The organism is Bacillus inaquosorum KCTC 13429 (assembly GCF_000332645.1).
GTDB classification, from domain to species: Bacteria; Bacillota; Bacilli; order Bacillales; family Bacillaceae; genus Bacillus; species Bacillus inaquosorum.
This window is the reverse complement of the sequence record NZ_AMXN01000005.1, coordinates 147,162-163,524: the sequence shown is the minus strand read 5'-3', so window position 1 is coordinate 163,524 and position 16,363 is coordinate 147,162. Positions and strand designations below refer to the sequence as shown.

At 46.4% G+C, this 16,363-nt stretch carries 15 protein-coding genes; 10 read left to right on the top strand and 5 right to left on the bottom strand.

Annotated elements, in window-relative coordinates:
• The first annotated feature begins 8 nt into the window (after nt 1-8).
• From BSI_RS06935 to BSI_RS06945, 3 genes are all read left to right on the top strand, one after another.
• Nucleotides 9-896, top strand: coding sequence for a carbohydrate ABC transporter permease (locus BSI_RS06935; RefSeq protein WP_003239996.1), 888 nt, complete (start codon nt 9-11; stop codon nt 894-896).
• 8 nt (nt 897-904) lie between these two features.
• On the top strand, nt 905-2,245 hold the full coding sequence (lplD, locus tag BSI_RS06940) for an alpha-galacturonidase LplD (RefSeq protein WP_003239993.1): 1,341 nt from the start codon (nt 905-907) through the stop codon (nt 2,243-2,245).
• Between the two features lie 111 nt (nt 2,246-2,356).
• Nucleotides 2,357-3,052 (top strand): DUF421 domain-containing protein, encoded by a 696-nt coding sequence (locus BSI_RS06945; RefSeq protein WP_003239992.1) that lies wholly within the window; start codon nt 2,357-2,359, stop codon nt 3,050-3,052.
• Between the two features lie 39 nt (nt 3,053-3,091).
• On the opposite strand, the gene hmoA is transcribed toward BSI_RS06945, so the two are convergent.
• From hmoA to BSI_RS06960, 3 genes are all read right to left on the bottom strand, one after another.
• Nucleotides 3,092-3,415, bottom strand: coding sequence for a heme-degrading oxygenase HmoA (gene hmoA, locus BSI_RS06950; protein ID WP_003239990.1), 324 nt, complete (start codon nt 3,413-3,415; stop codon nt 3,092-3,094).
• Between the two features lie 99 nt (nt 3,416-3,514).
• A complete protein-coding gene (locus BSI_RS06955; RefSeq protein WP_003239988.1) occupies nt 3,515-3,877 on the bottom strand; it encodes a VOC family protein in 363 nt (120 codons plus the stop codon).
• 93 nt (nt 3,878-3,970) lie between these two features.
• The gene (locus BSI_RS06960) at nt 3,971-4,525 is read right to left on the bottom strand and encodes a hypothetical protein (RefSeq protein ID WP_003239986.1); all 555 of its coding nucleotides are present in this window, start codon (nt 4,523-4,525) and stop codon (nt 3,971-3,973) included.
• 196 nt (nt 4,526-4,721) lie between these two features.
• Between BSI_RS06960 and BSI_RS06965 the strand changes: the two genes are divergently transcribed.
• The 3 genes from BSI_RS06965 to BSI_RS06975 all read left to right on the top strand — a co-directional run bounded on the left by BSI_RS06965 (nt 4,722) and on the right by BSI_RS06975 (nt 6,671).
• On the top strand, nt 4,722-5,594 hold the full coding sequence (locus BSI_RS06965) for an STAS domain-containing protein (RefSeq protein ID WP_003239983.1): 873 nt from the start codon (nt 4,722-4,724) through the stop codon (nt 5,592-5,594).
• 156 nt (nt 5,595-5,750) lie between these two features.
• Nucleotides 5,751-5,918 carry a YezD family protein gene (locus BSI_RS06970; protein WP_003222961.1) on the top strand — a complete coding sequence of 56 codons (168 nt, stop codon included), beginning with the start codon at nt 5,751-5,753 and terminating at the stop codon, nt 5,916-5,918.
• A gap of 108 nt (nt 5,919-6,026) precedes the next feature.
• On the top strand, nt 6,027-6,671 hold the full coding sequence (locus BSI_RS06975; RefSeq protein WP_003239981.1) for a Bax inhibitor-1/YccA family protein: 645 nt from the start codon (nt 6,027-6,029) through the stop codon (nt 6,669-6,671).
• A gap of 117 nt (nt 6,672-6,788) precedes the next feature.
• On the opposite strand, the gene yetL is transcribed toward BSI_RS06975, so the two are convergent.
• Nucleotides 6,789-7,292 carry a transcriptional regulator YetL gene (gene yetL / locus BSI_RS06980; protein WP_003239979.1) on the bottom strand — a complete coding sequence of 168 codons (504 nt, stop codon included), beginning with the start codon at nt 7,290-7,292 and terminating at the stop codon, nt 6,789-6,791.
• Nucleotides 7,293-7,451: 159 nt separating this feature from the next.
• On the opposite strand from yetL, the gene BSI_RS06985 reads away from it, so the two are divergent.
• Nucleotides 7,452-8,561: an FAD-dependent oxidoreductase gene (locus BSI_RS06985; RefSeq protein ID WP_003239978.1), complete on the top strand. Its 1,110-nt coding sequence runs from the start codon at nt 7,452-7,454 to the stop codon at nt 8,559-8,561.
• 34 nt (nt 8,562-8,595) lie between these two features.
• Here the strand turns inward: BSI_RS06985 and BSI_RS06990 are convergent, their stop codons facing one another.
• On the bottom strand, nt 8,596-9,666 hold the full coding sequence (locus tag BSI_RS06990) for a DUF3900 domain-containing protein (protein ID WP_003239976.1): 1,071 nt from the start codon (nt 9,664-9,666) through the stop codon (nt 8,596-8,598).
• Nucleotides 9,667-9,815: 149 nt separating this feature from the next.
• Here BSI_RS06990 and cypD point away from each other — a divergent pair, with 149 nt between their 5' ends.
• The 3 genes from cypD (at nt 9,816) to BSI_RS07005 (ending at nt 16,361) form a co-directional block, all read left to right on the top strand.
• Nucleotides 9,816-13,001: a bifunctional P-450/NADPH--P450 reductase gene (cypD, locus tag BSI_RS06995; RefSeq protein ID WP_003239974.1), complete on the top strand. Its 3,186-nt coding sequence runs from the start codon at nt 9,816-9,818 to the stop codon at nt 12,999-13,001.
• A 439-nt stretch (nt 13,002-13,440) separates the two neighbouring features.
• Nucleotides 13,441-15,360 (top strand): lipoteichoic acid synthase LtaS1, encoded by a 1,920-nt coding sequence (gene ltaS1 / locus BSI_RS07000; protein WP_032732214.1) that lies wholly within the window; start codon nt 13,441-13,443, stop codon nt 15,358-15,360.
• Nucleotides 15,361-15,596: 236 nt separating this feature from the next.
• Entirely contained in the window at nt 15,597-16,361 is a 765-nt protein-coding gene (locus BSI_RS07005) for a glucose-1-phosphate cytidylyltransferase (protein WP_003239970.1), read from the top strand.
• The last annotated feature ends 2 nt before the right edge of the window (nt 16,362-16,363 follow it).

Genomic DNA, 16,363 nt, shown 5'->3' with positions numbered 1-16,363 from the left:
GGAGAGGTATGGCTGAAATTCACACAATGCACAACACAAAAGCCGGACGGGTGTTTGACATCTGCAATATTCTGTTTCTCGGCGGTGTCGGCGCGATTACCATTTTGCCGTTTTTGTATATTATCGCGGGTTCCTTTGCGACAGAAGCGGAGCTCGCCCAGCGCAGCTTCTTTATTTTCCCGAAAACCTTTACACTCGATGCTTATAAGTATGTGTTTTCGACACCGACGTTCATCCGAAGCATGGGCGTATCCATCTTCATCACCGTGGTGGGGACGGCTGTGCAGCTGTTTTTCACCTTCACGATGGCGTATCCGCTGGCGAAGCGGCATGTGAAGGGGCGGAATCTGCTGTTGAACCTGGTGATTTTCTCCATGCTGTTTTCCGGCGGCATGATTCCGACGTACCTTGTCGTGAAATCACTTGGCCTATTGGATACGTATTGGGCATTGATTCTGCCGATGGCGATCAATCCGTTCAATCTTATTATTATCAAAAACTTCTTTCAGCAGCTGCCGCGTGAGCTGGAGGAATCGGCAAAAATTGACGGCTGTTCCGAAATCGGCGTTTTCTGGCGAATCGCCCTGCCGCTTTCAAAACCGGTCATTGCGACCTTTGCGCTGTTTTATGCGGTCGGGATTTGGAATGATTTCTTCCACGCCCTCTTATATATCAATGACAGTGCAAAATGGCCGCTGCAAATGGTGCTTCGCCAAGTCACAATCTTATCGGATTTAACGGCGACCAATGGCGATACGATGCAAAATACCGTTCCGCCTGAGCAGGGAATTAAACTCGCCGTCATTGTCATTGCGACGCTTCCGATTTTGGCGGTCTATCCATTCTTACAAAAACACTTTGCGAAAGGAATGCTGATCGGTTCGGTGAAAGGCTGAGAAAGGGAGTGTTTCATATCAGTACGTTAAATCAGATTAAAATCGCCTATATCGGCGGGGGATCCCAAGGCTGGGCCAGAAGCCTGATGAGTGATCTGTCGATTGATGAACGGATGTCAGGCACGGTGGCGCTCTATGATCTTGATTTTGAAGCGGCTCAAAAAAATGAAGTGATCGGCAATTACAGCGGAGACGGCAGATGGAGGTACGAAGCAGTTTCTACTTTGAAAAGGGCGTTATCAGGCGCGGATATCGTCATTATTTCTATTTTGCCGGGTTCACTGGATGACATGGAAATCGATGTCCACTTGCCTGAGCGCTGCGGCATTTATCAATCTGTGGGTGATACTGTCGGGCCGGGCGGGATCATCAGAGGTTTAAGAGCGGCCCCGATGTTTGCGGAAATTGCCCGGGCAATAAGAGACTACGCACCGGAATCATGGGTCATTAATTATACAAACCCGATGTCTGTCTGTACAAGAGTGCTGTATAAAGTCTTTCCCGGCATCAAAGCGATTGGCTGCTGCCACGAGGTATTCGGCACGCAAAAGCTGCTGGCGGAAATGGTCACGGAAAGGCTCGGAGTAGAGGTGCTGCGGCGCGAAGATATCCGCGTCAATGTACTCGGCATTAACCATTTTACATGGATCACGGAAGCCTCTTACCGCCATATTGACCTGCTGCCTATATTCCATGAATTCAGCGCGCATTATGGAGAATCAGGGTATGAGCTGCAGGGGGAAAGCTGGAGGGATAGCGTCTTTCGTTCGGCACACCGTGTCGCGTTTGATTTATTTGAAACGTATGGCGCCATCCCCGCTGCAGGTGACAGGCACCTGGCAGAATTTCTTCACGGTCCTTACCTCAAACAGCCTGGGGCTTGGAAATTTCATCTCACATCTGTATCATTCAGAAAACAAGACAGAGATGAGAAACGAAAAGAAACAGAACGATTGATCGTACAAAAACGGGGCGCTGCCGGGAAAGCCTCGGGAGAAGAAGGCGTGAACATCATAGCGGCTCTTCTCGGATTGGGTGAATTCGTCACGAATGTAAATGTGCCGAATCAAGGCCAAGTTTCGAATCTTCCTTTACAAGCGATTGTCGAAACGAATGCATTGATTACCCGCAACAGCGTCCATCCGATTTTCTCTGGAGCGCTGCCGAAAGGTGTAGAAATGTTGGCGGCTAGGCACGTATCCAATCAGGAGGCAGTGGCGGAAGCCGGTTTAACAAAGGATCGCGCTCTCGCATTTCAGGCGTTTCGCAATGATCCGCTTGTCACAATTGACCGCAGTGATGCAGAGCGGCTTTTTCATGACATGCTGGCAATGCACCAAATGATGTGAAAACGGCAGCCGGCGACGGGCTGCTTTTTTTATCGAAATGTGCAGTTCCGGTTTAGAAATAGTGCAGTTGACCATAATGGTAGTAGCTTTTAAGAAGTAGGTGCTATCAACGTGGGAGATTATCTAAATGTAGCAATAGAATTAGTTTGCGGTCTCGGTATTTTATTTGTCATTTTGAAGTTTCTTGGGAAAACCCAATTCTCTCAACTTACTCCGTTTGACTTTATTTCTGCTTTAATTTTAGGGGAACTGGTTGGAAATGCCGTCTATGATCATGAAATCAAGATTAAAGAAATTATTTTTGCTTCGCTTCTATGGGGCTTGCTTATCTTTTTAATTGAATTGATTACACAAAAGCTAAAAGGATCCAGAAAGTTTCTGGAGGGCGAACCAAATATTGTGATCCATAAAGGAAAGCTGAAATACAAGATGCTGAAGGAAAACAAGCTCGATATTAATCAGCTGCAAAGCCTCCTGAGACAAAAAGGCTGCTTTTCGATTCAGGAAGTGGAATATGCGATTTTGGAAACAAACGGGATGATCAGTGTGCTCCCGAAAGCCGATTTTGATAAACCGACCAGAAAAGATATGAACCTTCCGCCTAAGGATGTGTCTTTGCCGGCTACATTAATACTGGATGGGGAGATTGTGTTTGACAACCTGACGGAAGCAGGCGTGGATGAACAATGGCTGAAACAATCGCTGCAAAAGCATGGAGTTGAAAGGGTTGAGGACGTCTTATATGCGGAGTGGCACGCCAACCAGCCTCTTTATCTCATCACATACGAAGAAAGCAGTTCATCATGACCGCAAAAAAGAGCTTGCAGCTGGTGCAAGCTCTTTTTGTTATTCGTGAGTCCCTTGTTTAACAGCTCTTACATGATACATGCTCACTTCAGTGCTGATCAGATAGTCAGGCTTTGGTTTGCCTTTGTTTGCTTTATGGCCGGCGATATGCGCATCGCTCTTTTCCCATTGCTTCCAGTGATCCTCAGATTCCCAGCGAATCATGACAACAACTTCCTCATCACCGCGGCGGACGTTTTTCTCAAGCACTGTCACATCAATTAAACCTTCTTGTTTTTCAATGATTCCTTCAGCGCTGAAACGTTCTATGACTTTATCTGCATGGCCTTCTTTTACCGTCATTTTTCTCAATTGAACAAACATCGTCTCTCTCCAATCATTCTCATATATGAATGATTGTAAATGAAATTCATTCTCAATGTCAAAGGAAGAGCACGGCGGAATAGAACCGCCGCCGCATCGTTATTCTTTCAATAAAAACACATTGCCGTCTTCGTCCTTAAATTGAACGAAGGTGCCCCACTCCATTTGATTGGGCTCACCGAGAAATTCTACACCGTTTGTTTTCATTTTCTCGTATGTATCAAAGATGTCTTCACATTCAAACACGATAGAAGCCTTCATTTGTTCAGAGCCTTTCATCATAGCTTTCGGGTAAATGACTAAACGAGTCTGGGCTCCTTTTGGCGAAACCTCCAGCCAGCTTGCCTCGGGCCCCATCGGGTGGTCCGCCGCAATATCAAAGCCAACCTTCTCCGCCCAAAATTGCTTCGCTTTCTGCTGGTCTTCAACATATACAGCAACAGTGCCAATTTGTTTGATCATAGGGAAACCTCCAATTTGAAAGATAGTAATACTATAACCTGTTTACGGCCGAAGTAACATAAAAAAATCAGCCGGAAAACGGCTGATTGTCGATTAATACGAGCAGCTCACAACATCTATCAAATTAGTGTCTAAGGCGAAATAAACCCAGCGTCGCCGTGAAGGATCCCAATAAAAGCCGCCGACGGATCTTCTGCCAAGAATGATCGGGAAGAACCAAAATGAGCGGCCATTGGTTAACCAAACATAGGTAAACCGGAAGAGGCAAGGCCGAATGGTGATGGGTTCAACTAAAAAAGCAGCTCCTTGAGTACCCTGCGGCTTTTGCGGCTTCGCTGGTATTTGGGAAGGCGGGGGGCCCTGTGGCGCACCGCCGAAACCAGGTACAGCCCCGCCGCCAATGCCAGGGCCAGAACCGCCGCCGAAACCAGGCAAAGCCCCGCTGCCAATGCCAGGGCCGGATCCGCCGCCGAAGCCAGGCAAAGCCCCGCTGCCAATGCCAGGGCCGGATCCGCCGCCAGTACCGGGCAAAGCCCCACCGCCGATGCCCGACCATGGGTAACCATTTGGATAACGGTATTCATATTCAAAAGCAGGCCAAGGATCATAAAAATGCCCGGCAAACATATAAGGATCAACATAATACATGTGATAACGTCCTTTCTCATTGTAAACTGTACATTTGCAGTCTATGCATGCGGACGTTTATTGGTGCATTCGCCTATGGATGAAATTGGAATTTGTTCGGGATGCAGAATCATTTCATTTTTCCCTAGTCCCATTCACAATTCCGATTTATCATTTTATAATGAAAGAGCTTCTATTATGAAAAAGGAGACAGACCGTGAATATCGATCAATTATTATATCAATATATCATAGACCACACTGCGGATATTACTGACAAATGGTTCAGCTTGCGATGTCAGCTGAAAGGAGAGCTATATTCCGCCGACCATTTAAGTGAAGAAATGAAAAAGCTCTTAACCGAGCAGCATACGTTTACCAATATAACAATCGCAAGCGCATTTCTGGAGGATCAAACCGAGTTCCAAGAAAATATGACTAAATGGGCGCAAACCGTCGCGAAAAACAGGGTAGAGCAAGATGTTCAGGTGCATGAGGTCGTAGAAGCCATATCAAACTCAAGAATCTCATTCTGGGATGCTGTCGTTGCGTTTATAAAAGAGAATCAGGATATCGTCACAAATGAGGATGCCGACCGGTGGAACCGCATTGTGAATCAGTCGTTCGATAAGCTGATTATTGAATTTTCCGAGCAGTACCAAAAATTTATGCTGATGAGGCTCACGTCTCAGCAGGAACTGATTTCTGAGCTGGGCTGCCCGGTCATTTCCATTGCGGATGGAATCGGGATATTGCCGCTAATCGGCTCCATAGATACGAAACGGGCACAGGTCATTTTAGAAACAGTGCCTGTCCGCTGTATCGAGAGAAAAATTACAAGCCTTGTCGTTGATCTTTCGGGTGTTCCGATTGTGGATACCATGGTGGCGCAGCAACTGTACAACCTGTCAAAAACGCTTGTCTTATTAGGCGTCAAAGCTGTATTTTCAGGGATTCGCCCAGATGTGGCCCAGACATCGATTCAATTGGGGCTTGATTTCAGTGAATATGAAACATACGGCACGCTGAAGCAGGCATTAGAAAACATGGGTGTCCGCTGTATTGTTGAGGAATTGGAAGAAAACAAATAGGAAGTCTGATCAGGCATATGATCGTCCGCCATCGGGTGATCATGTGCCTTTTTGATTTGAACAGAAAACACCATTGATTTATCAAAAAAAACATAATATTATAATTCTTATAAGAATACTGTGAATTAAAATAAATTCAACAGGGGGGAAGGTCCTTTGGTTTCAAAATCAACCATTGATCCGGAAGTGATTGAAAAAATAATCAGCTCGCTGGAAACGCTCGACTTCGGCACCATTCAGATTACGGTTCATGATTCTCAGGTTACCCAAATTGAGAAAATAGAAAAGCACCGTTTTTCGCTGAAAAGGAAAGAATCAAAGTGATCGCATAAGGACGTTTGTTTTCATTAAATTCTCCTTAAAACATATACATATTTCATCCAATTTTTATATAATAGACCTTTAAGATCATTTTTTAGGAGGATTTTTGACATGCAAGCTACGGTTCACGAGAGTAAGCAATCGATCATGCAGCGCATTTTGACAGTCTTTGTTTTCACACTGTTAATCGCAACTGTCGGTCTTTTTATCGGCCAATTTGTTCCTATCGCTTTGATGCTGCCGCTTTCCATTCTTGAAGTGGGGATGATTATTCTGGCCTTCTGGATGCGCAGAAGAAAAGCGGTCGGATATGCGTTTGTATATACATTCGCGTTTGTTTCAGGGATTACCTTATTTCCGATCGTCAGCCACTACGCTTCCATCGCCGGCGCCTATGTCGTGCTTGAAGCTTTTGGCTCTACATTTATTATTTTTGCTGTTCTGGGCACAATCGGCGCAAAAATGAAGAAGGATTTATCCTTCCTGTGGTCATTTCTGCTGGTAGCGGTGCTCGCACTGGCAGTGGTTGGCATTTTCAATATTTTCAGTCCGTTAAACTCAGCGGCGATGATGGCGTATTCCGTGATCGGAACCATCGTCTTTTCCCTTTACATTTTGTATGATTTGAACCAAATCAAACACCGCCATATTACGGAAGATTTAATTCCCGTTATGGCATTATCGCTGTACCTTGACTTTATCAACTTGTTCATCAACCTGCTTCGCTTCTTTGGCATTTTGAGCAGTGATGATTAATGAAAAAGCGCCTGTCTTTGGATAGGCGCTTTTTGCCATACATTAAAAAGGCAGGAGGAGGTGGGCGGTTGTCATTTTGTCAGGTGTGGAGCCTGTGCATTTGATGAGATGGGTTTTTTAGTCTTTAAACACGCTGAGCCTTTCAAAAAGATCACCAAGCATCTTCACGAACATGTCTTTTTCCTCGTCGCTGTAGTTTTCCATCACCGCGGAGATTTTGCCGAAATGGCCGGGTAGAAATTGCTCCAGCCGTTCTTTACCTTCCTTTGTCAGTTCAATGCTGATTTTTCGTTTATCCTCTGTGTGATGCCTGCGGCTGACAAACCCGTCCCTCGCCAGCCCGTCCAGCAGGCCTGTAATCGTTGCTTTCGTGACGTTGGATTGCTTGGCAAGCTCGGTCGGACTTAACGTATGGTCCTTGGCATCAAAGAGCAGCATCAGGATTTTGAATTTTCCCTCTGACAGCCCGCGGCCTGCGAAATAATGCTCCATCACATGATTCATTTTTTTTGAGATATCAAAAAGAGATAAAAACAATTCAAGAGAGCCGGCGTCAATATTGGCATACGTCTCGGCGTGCTCTGTTATATGCTTATATTTCGGTAAATGTTTTAATTCCATCATAATAAGCTCCCGTACGTTCGTTGTGACACGATTATAAAGGAGCGATAACCATAACGCAACTTAGCTTGGAGATGATTGACAGCTTTTCACGGGACATAGTAAGGTAATATAGTTAGGCGCCTAACTATATAAAGAACTGAAAAGGTGGTTATTTATATGAAACATATTTTGATAGCGGGAGGCGGAATCGGCGGCTTGTCAGCGGCCATATCCCTCAGTAAAGCAGGGTTTTCCGTCACTTTGTGTGAAGCGGCTACAGAAAACCGCAAAACGGGTGCGGGGATTCTCCAGCCGCAAAACGCACTGGCGGTCTTGAAAGAATTGGGCATATTCGAAGAGTGCTGTAAGCTTGGCTTTCAAACACAATGGTTTAAAACGTTTGATGCACAGGGGGATTTGCTGTTTCAAGTCAGTGAATCCTTTTTAGACGATACACTTCCGGGACGAAATAATATTCTGCGAAAGACGCTAAATGACATTCTCATTAAGCATGCCGAGGCGGCGGGTGTACATATCAAGTGGGGGAAAAAGGTTGTCGCCTATGAAGAAACGATTGAATCGGTTACTGCCGTATGTGAAGACGGAGAGAAGATACAGGCTGATATTCTGGCAGGCTTTGACGGCATCCACTCCGTTGTTCGCGATAAGATGCTGCAAAAGGAAACAGAAAAAGAGCACCTCGGCATGGGGGCGTGGCGCTTTTATATCGAGCTTCCTGATTTTACATTTGAGGACGCGACATTGATGTATAGAAGCGGAGACACACAAATTGGCGTCGTGCCATTGGCAGAACACGCCGGCTATGTCTTCGTTCTCCAGCCTTGCACAAGTGATTACTGGGATATAAAAGATACCCGATTTGATAGAGTAAAAGAGATTCTCTCTGGTTTTCCGGGGCTCGATTTTGTCACAAAGCATATGTCAAAAGAGCATCCTGTCATATTTAACAAACTGGAACAGGTCGCAGTGCAGGAGCCATGGTACAAAGGCCGCGTCGTCATCGGAGGAGACGCCGCCCATGCCGGAGCGCCGACCTTAGCACAAGGAGCGGCAATGGCCATCGAGGATGCCATCGTCCTCGCCGAAGAACTCAAAAACCACGACGACATCGAAACCGCATTTCATGCGTATTACGAAAGAAGAGCCCCAAGAGCGCTCAAAGTCCAGAACCTATCCTCAGAAATCGTCCGCCGCGGGCTAAAAGGAGAGCCGGGAGCGGAAGAGCTGATCGGGGAGTGCTATGCGGTGTTGAGGGAAGGGTACTAATAGGAAAAGTCCAGAAAGTAATTTCTGGACTTTTTTATTCTTGCTCTGTTTTGTGGCGTATCCGATCAATCACCTCATGCAGCCCCTCAGGCTTATAAAACTCCACCGGAGAACTGCCCTTCTCAAAAGAAATCGTCTCGGCTTCAATCAGCGCGACATAGCGCCCGTTCACTTTTGCGAGGTGAATCGAATCGCCAAAATCCGCTAGCAATCCCTTAATCTCAGTTTCTCCGACTTTCATTTTCAGCTGGGCTTCGGGCGTGTGCTCGATGATTTGGGCGGAGGCTTCGATGACTTGATGGGTGTCGAGGCGCTCTTGGATTTCCCGTTTTTCGCTTGCTTCCCATATTTCGATGTCGTGCTCGAACTGCTTGAGCTCTTCGCTGTTGTCTTCAAATGTCTCGTAGACGTGCTCCTGCACCATGTTCATGACCTGGTTTTTCATGATTTCCGGCATCGATTCTCCGTACTCGACGAATTTCAGAAAGTCCTCAAAATAGCGGGCGTGCGAGGCTTGGTGGATTTTCAGCTCGCCTTCCTCGACCATCCCTTCCTCCGGCATGAACGGGTATTGGATGCTTTTCATGTTTTTTGTCGTAATCGCCATTTCGACTTTTTTAATAAGAGAAGACGCGTCTGAAATGCGGGCGACCTTTGGCTCGAAATCACATTTCATAATGAAGACAAATGACTCGTCGAAGTATTTTCTCGGCACGGCCGAAGCGACGAGGAACACACCGCCGCGGACTGCGCTCGTGTCGAGGTACGTGCGGACGAACTGCTCGCTCAGCTCGTTAAAGTCCTCTTTTGTTTCCGCCAGGCGCGCACGGTTGAACATGTTATAGTTCGGGTTGGAATCGAGCTCGTGGCCGGGTTCGACGATAAAATGGCCGATTTTCGTCGGCACCTGCTCGGACTGCGGATGGCGGTCTGCTTTCCGTTTGACGATTTTTTTTAGCTCCCCGTCGAGAAAGTCCTTCAGCTCGCTTTCTTCAAATTCACCCGTATCAAGGGTCTGGAAGTGCTTGAACTGCTTGTTTGCCTGCTCGTCCTTGCCTTCCACCTGTATGACATAAAAGGATAAAAATCGAATTTCAAAATCCATATATGAACTCACCTTATTCGCGTATTGTACAGCTTCTCAAGTATAGAAAAAACGATGTTCGTACGTCAATCAGAGGAACGGAATAATCCTGACCATGAAAGGGAAATGTAGTCAGATAGAAGGCATTTCATACGGAAAGGAATGGTTCGATGAAGGAAACAAGCCCGATTCCTCAGCCAAAGACGTTTGGGCCGCTCGGCAACCTGCCTTTAATTGATAAAGACAGACCGACATTGTCGCTGATTAAATTGGCGGAAGAGCAGGGCCCGATTTTTCAAATTCATACACCTGCGGGCACGACGATTGTGGTGTCCGGCCATGAATTGGTGAAAGAGGTTTGTGATGAAGAGCGGTTCGATAAAAGCATTGAAGGCGCCTTGGAGAAGGTTCGCGCGTTTTCCGGGGACGGATTATTTACAAGCTGGACACATGAGCTTAACTGGAGAAAAGCGCACAATATTCTGATGCCGACGTTCAGCCAGCGGGCCATGAAGGACTACCATGAGAAAATGGTCGATATCGCCGTTCAGCTCATTCAAAAATGGGCCAGGCTCAACCCGAATGAAGCAGTCGATGTCCCTGGAGATATGACCCGGCTGACGCTCGACACAATTGGGCTGTGCGGGTTTAACTATCGTTTTAACAGCTACTACAGAGAAACGCCCCACCCGTTTATCAACAGCATGGTGCGGGCGCTTGATGAAGCGATGCACCAGATGCAGCGGCTTGATTTTCAAGATAAGCTTATGGTCAGAACAAAACGGCAATTTCATCATGATATTCAAACGATGTTTTCGTTAGTCGACAGCATTATTGCGGAGCGGAGATCGAATGGAGACCAGGATGAAAAAGATTTGCTTGCCCGCATGCTGAATGTGGAAGATCCGGAAACAGGTGAAAAGCTTGACGATGAAAATATCCGTTTTCAAATCATTACGTTTTTGATTGCCGGGCATGAAACAACGAGCGGCCTGCTTTCCTTTGCGATCTACTATTTATTGAAGCATCCTGACAAACTGAAAAAGGCATATGAAGAGGTTGACCGGGTTTTGACTGATGCAGCGCCGACCTATAAACAAGTGCTCGAGCTGACATACATACGGATGATTTTAAATGAATCCTTGCGCTTATGGCCAACAGCTCCAGCTTTCAGCCTTTATCCAAAGGAAGATACAGTCATTGGCGGAAAATACCCGATTACAACGAAAGACAGAATTTCTGTGCTGATTCCGCAGCTTCATCGTGACCGAGACGCTTGGGGAGCGGACGCTGAAGAATTTCGTCCAGAACGGTTCGAACATCAGGATCAAGTGCCTCATCATGCGTACAAACCGTTCGGAAATGGACAGCGGGCCTGTATCGGCATGCAGTTTGCCCTTCATGAAGCGACACTTGTGCTGGGCATGGTTTTAAAATATTTCACGTTAATTGATCATGAGAATTATGAACTTGATATTAAACAAACTTTAACACTCAAGCCTGGCGATTTTCGCATCAGGGTTCAAACCAGGAATCAGGAAGCCATTCATGCGGACGTCCGGGCAACTGAAAAAGCGGCGCCTGATGAGCAAAAAGAGAAAACAGAAACAAAGGGTGCATCGGTCATCGGTCTTAACAACCGCCCGCTTCTCGTGCTGTATGGATCTGATACAGGCACTGCAGAAGGCGTCGCCCGGGAGCTTGCGGATACAGCCAGTCTTCACGGCGTAAGGACTGAGGTGGCACCTCTGAACGACCAGATTGGCAAGCTGCCGCAGGAGGGGGCTGTTGTCATTGTGACCTCTTCTTATAACGGAAAACCGCCAAGCAATGCGGGGCAGTTCGTTCAGTGGCTTCAAGAAATCAAACCGGGTGAGCTTGAGGGCGTCCATTATGCGGTATTTGGCTGCGGCGACCACAACTGGGCGAGTACGTATCAATACGTGCCGAGATTCATTGATGAGCAGCTTGCGGAGAAAGGCGCGACTCGGTTTTCTAAGCGGGGAGAGGGAGATGTAAGCGGCGATTTTGAAGGGCAGCTTGACGAGTGGAAAAAAAGCATGTGGGCCGACGCCATCAAAGCATTCGGACTAGAGCTTAATGAAAACGCCGATAAGGAACGAAGCACGCTGAGCCTTCAGTTTGTCAGAGGGCTGGGCGAGTCCCCGCTGGCCCGATCGTACGAGGCAGCTCATGCATCCATTGCTGAAAATCGTGAACTCCAGTCCGCAAACAGCGACCGCAGCACCCGCCATATCGAAATCGCACTGCCGCCGGATGTTGAATATCGAGAGGGCGACCACCTTGGCGTCTTGCCGAGGAACAGCCAAACCAATGTCAGCCGGATTCTTCACCGCTTCGGTCTGAAGGGAACCGACCAGGTGACATTGTCGGCAAGCGGACGCAGTGCGGGGCATTTGCCTTTGGGCCGGCCTGTCAGTCTGCAAGATCTTCTCAGCTACAGCGTCGAGGTGCAGGAAGCGGCTACAAGGGCGCAAATAAGGGAGCTGGCGGCATTCACAGTCTGCCCACCACATAAACGCGAATTAGAAGATCTAACGGCAGAGGGTGTCTACCAGGAACAAATATTGAAAAAACGGATTTCTATGCTGGATCTGCTTGAAAAATATGAAGCGTGTGACATGCCATTTGAACGATTTTTAGAGCTTTTACGGCCGTTAAAACCGAGATATTATTCGATTTCAAGCTCTCCAAGGGTGAATCCGGAGCAAGCATCGATCACAGTTGGTGTCGTGCGCGGCCCTGCTTGGAGCGGACGTGGCGAATACAGAGGAGTGGCTTCAAATTACCTGGCTGAACGCAAGGCGGGGGATGATGTCGTGATGTTTGTCCGTACACCGGAATCCCGGTTTCAGCTTCCGGAAGACCCTGAGACCCCTATCATTATGGTCGGGCCGGGTACAGGAGTAGCGCCATTCCGCGGTTTTCTCCAAGCTCGCGCAGCTTTAAAGCGTGAGGGAAAAACGCTCGGTGAAGCTCATCTCTATTTCGGATGCAGGAACGATCGGGATTTTATTTACCGCGAAGAGCTTGAGCAGTTTGAAAAAGACGGAATCGTCACTGTCCACACAGCCTTTTCCCGAAAAGAAGGCATGCCGAAAACGTATGTCCAGCATCTCATGTCTGACCATGCAGAAACATTAATTTCGATTCTCGATCGCGGAGGCAGGCTCTATGTTTGCGGTGATGGCAGCAAAATGGCCCCAGATGTGGAGGCAGCGCTGCAAAAAGCATATCAGTCTGTTCATGGCACCAGCGAACAAGAAGCACAAAACTGGCTGAAACATCTGCAGGATACCGGTATATATGCAAAAGATGTTTGGTCGGGGCTGTAAAGACTGGAGACATCCAGTCTTTTTTTGTCTCTTCAAAAAAATGTGATGGAGCTAAACGTTAGTGCATACAATAGCCACAGTCCCGCCTGAAGGGCGGGCTGTCTGCAAAACCTATTTTTCGTTTTTGCTAGTTTATGTTATTCTTATACTCGGTATCTATTTCTTTTTTCCGCGGCACACACGACAAAAGAAATCCTTTTTTTATTTTGCGAGAAAAAATGTGAAACGAAACGAAGGCTTCTTTCGTCCAGTGTTTGGTTTGAAATAGGTGTAATAAAACTGGTATGGTGCAAAGCGTAAATATTCCGGGGGGTACCGCGGTGTATTTATTGTTGTGTGATGCCTTGATTTTGTTTGGAAAGAAGGAATTGGAAGACAGGATAAAGAGCAGGTAAATATGAATGAAGAACTTAAAGTGTTTAAGAAAGTAGAGGTTGCCATGAAGAAACTTTTTTCTTACAAACTTAGCTTTTTTGTGCTGGCTGTTATACTGTTTTGGGCAAAAACGTATTTATCCTACAAGACTGAATTTAATCTTGGGGTAAAAGGCACAACCCAGGAGATCCTCCTGGTATTTAACCCGTTCTCAAGCGCCGTCTTCTTTTTAGGACTGGCTTTGCTGGCGAAAGGGCGAAAATCAGCCATTATCATGCTGATTATCGATTTTGTGATGACATTTGTGTTATATGCAAATATTTTATTCTATCGTTTCTTTGACGATTTCTTGACGTTCCCGAACATTAAACAGTCCGGCAACGTCGGAAACATGGGAGACGGGATTTTCAGCATCATGGCCGGTCATGATATTTTCTATTTCTTAGATATCATTATTTTGATTGCGGTATTGATCTGGAGACCTGAATTAAAAGAATACAAAATGAAAAAACGTTTTGCGTCTTTGGTGATCCTTTCCGGGGTCGCACTGTTTTTCATCAACCTGCACTATGCGGAAAAAGACCGTCCGCAGCTGCTGACAAGAACGTTTGACCGCAATTATATCGTGAAATATTTAGGTCTTTACAATTACACCATTTATGACGGTGTTCAGACGGCTCAAACGGAAACGCAAAGAGCCTACGCGAGCAGCGATGATTTAACAAGCGTCGAGAATTACACGACGTCTCATTATGCGAAACCGAATGCCGAGTACTTCGGCTCTGCCAAAGGCAAAAATATCATTAAGATTCACCTCGAAAGCTTCCAGTCATTCCTGATTGATTACAAGCTGAATGGTGAAGAGGTGACGCCGTTTTTAAATAAACTTGCACACGGCGGGGAAGATGTGACGTATTTTGATAACTTCTTCCATCAGACAGGCCAGGGAAAAACATCTGATGCCGAGCTGACAATGGATAACTCCATCTTCGGTCTTCCTGAAGGCTCCGCATTTGTGACGAAAGGCGAAAACACATATCAGTCGCTTCCTGCGATTTTAGACCAGAAGGAAGGCTACACAAGCGCCGTCCTGCATGGTGACTACAAGTCGTTCTGGAACCGTGACCAGATTTACAAACATATCGGATATGACAAATTCTTCGACGCAAGCACGTATGATATGTCAGATGAGAACGTCATTAATATGGGACTCAAGGATAAGCCGTTCTTTACAGAGTCGATTCCAAAACTTGAATCTCTTAAACAGCCGTTTTACGCGCATTTGATTACTTTGACAAACCATTATCCATTTAACCTGGATGAAGAAGATGCGTCCATTAAAAAAGCGACAACCGGTGATAAAACAGTTGATAATTACTTCCAGACAGCCCGTTACCTTGACGAGGCGCTTGAGCAATTCTTCAAGGAGCTGAAGGAAGCCGGTCTGTATGACGACTCAGTCATCGTGATTTACGGTGACCATAACGGTATTTCTGAAAATCATAACCGTGCGATGAAAGAAATTCTTGGAAAAGAGATCACAGATTATCAAAACGCACAGAACCAGCGCGTGCCGCTGATGATCCGCGTTCCTGGCAAAAAAGGCGGAGTGAACCATACGTATGGCGGCGAAATTGACGTCATGCCGACACTTCTGCACTTACAAGGAATTGATTCTCAGAAATACATCAACTTCGGTACGGATTTATTCTCTAAAGACCACGACGATACAGTGGCGTTCAGAAATGGAGACTTCGTGACGCCGAAGTACACATCTGTCGATAATGTCATTTACGATACGAAGACTGGTGAAAAACTGAAAGCGAATGAAGAAACGAAGAATCTGAAAACAAGAGTGAACCAGCAGCTGAGTCTGTCAGACAGTGTCCTGTACAAGGACTTGCTGAGATTCCACAAACTCAGCGATTTCACAGCCGTTGATCCGTCTGATTATCATTACGGCAAGGAAAAAGAAATCAAATAAGACGAGAAAGAGCCTTGAGCGGGCACATTGCCTTCGCTCAAGGCTCTTTTTTTTGGTTACATAACCAACTTGAAAAAATAGATTCCATTTGGTCACCAAGGCCGCCTTTCTCTCATATCATTACAGTAGATTTTGAAACCGGTATTGAAGTGGACAAATTATCGGGGAAACGCCTTGATAGATTGTAAAGATGTACCAGGTTTCGAACTCAATATTCATAGAGATGAGGGGTAGAGATGAAAGCGGTCATTCTCTGCGGCGGAAAAGGAACGAGAATGAGTGAAGTCACGCATGATATTCCTAAACCGCTCGCCATGATAGGCGGCAAACCGATTCTATGGCATATTATGAAAATCTATCAGTACTACGGAGTAAACGAGTTTATTCTGCTTTTGGGCTATAAAGGAGAAAAAATCAAAGAATACTTTCTCGACTATGAATGGAAGCACAACAGCCTGACACTCGACAGCTCTACAGGAGAGGTGCAGATGCTGGGGCAGCCTGAAACGTGGAAAATTACGTTTTTGGAAACAGGGGAAGACACGCTGACAGCCGGAAGAATCTTGCAGGCAAAAGACTATATCGGCGATGAAACGTTTCTGCTCACCTATGGGGACGGGCTGGCCAATATCAATCTTTTCCATCTCATCAGCTATCATCAGACAAAGGGTGCTGCCGCGACTGTCACCGGCATTGACAAAGTCTCGCAGTTCGGCACTTTGACGGTCGAGGAAGGCATGGCGAAAACATTTTCTGAGAAGACATCGAGTGACGGAATCATTAACGGCGGATTCTTCGTTCTCAGTCCCAAGGTTTTCGATTATTTGCCGAAGGATGGGAATATGATGTTCGAAGATGAACCGCTGAAGAACCTTGCCAAAGACGGAGAGCTTGCCGTGTACCGCCATTACGGATTTTGGACGGCCATCGATACGTATAAAAATCTCTTAGAAGTCAACAAAATGTGGGATCAAGGACAACAAGTATGGAAGGTATGGTGAAC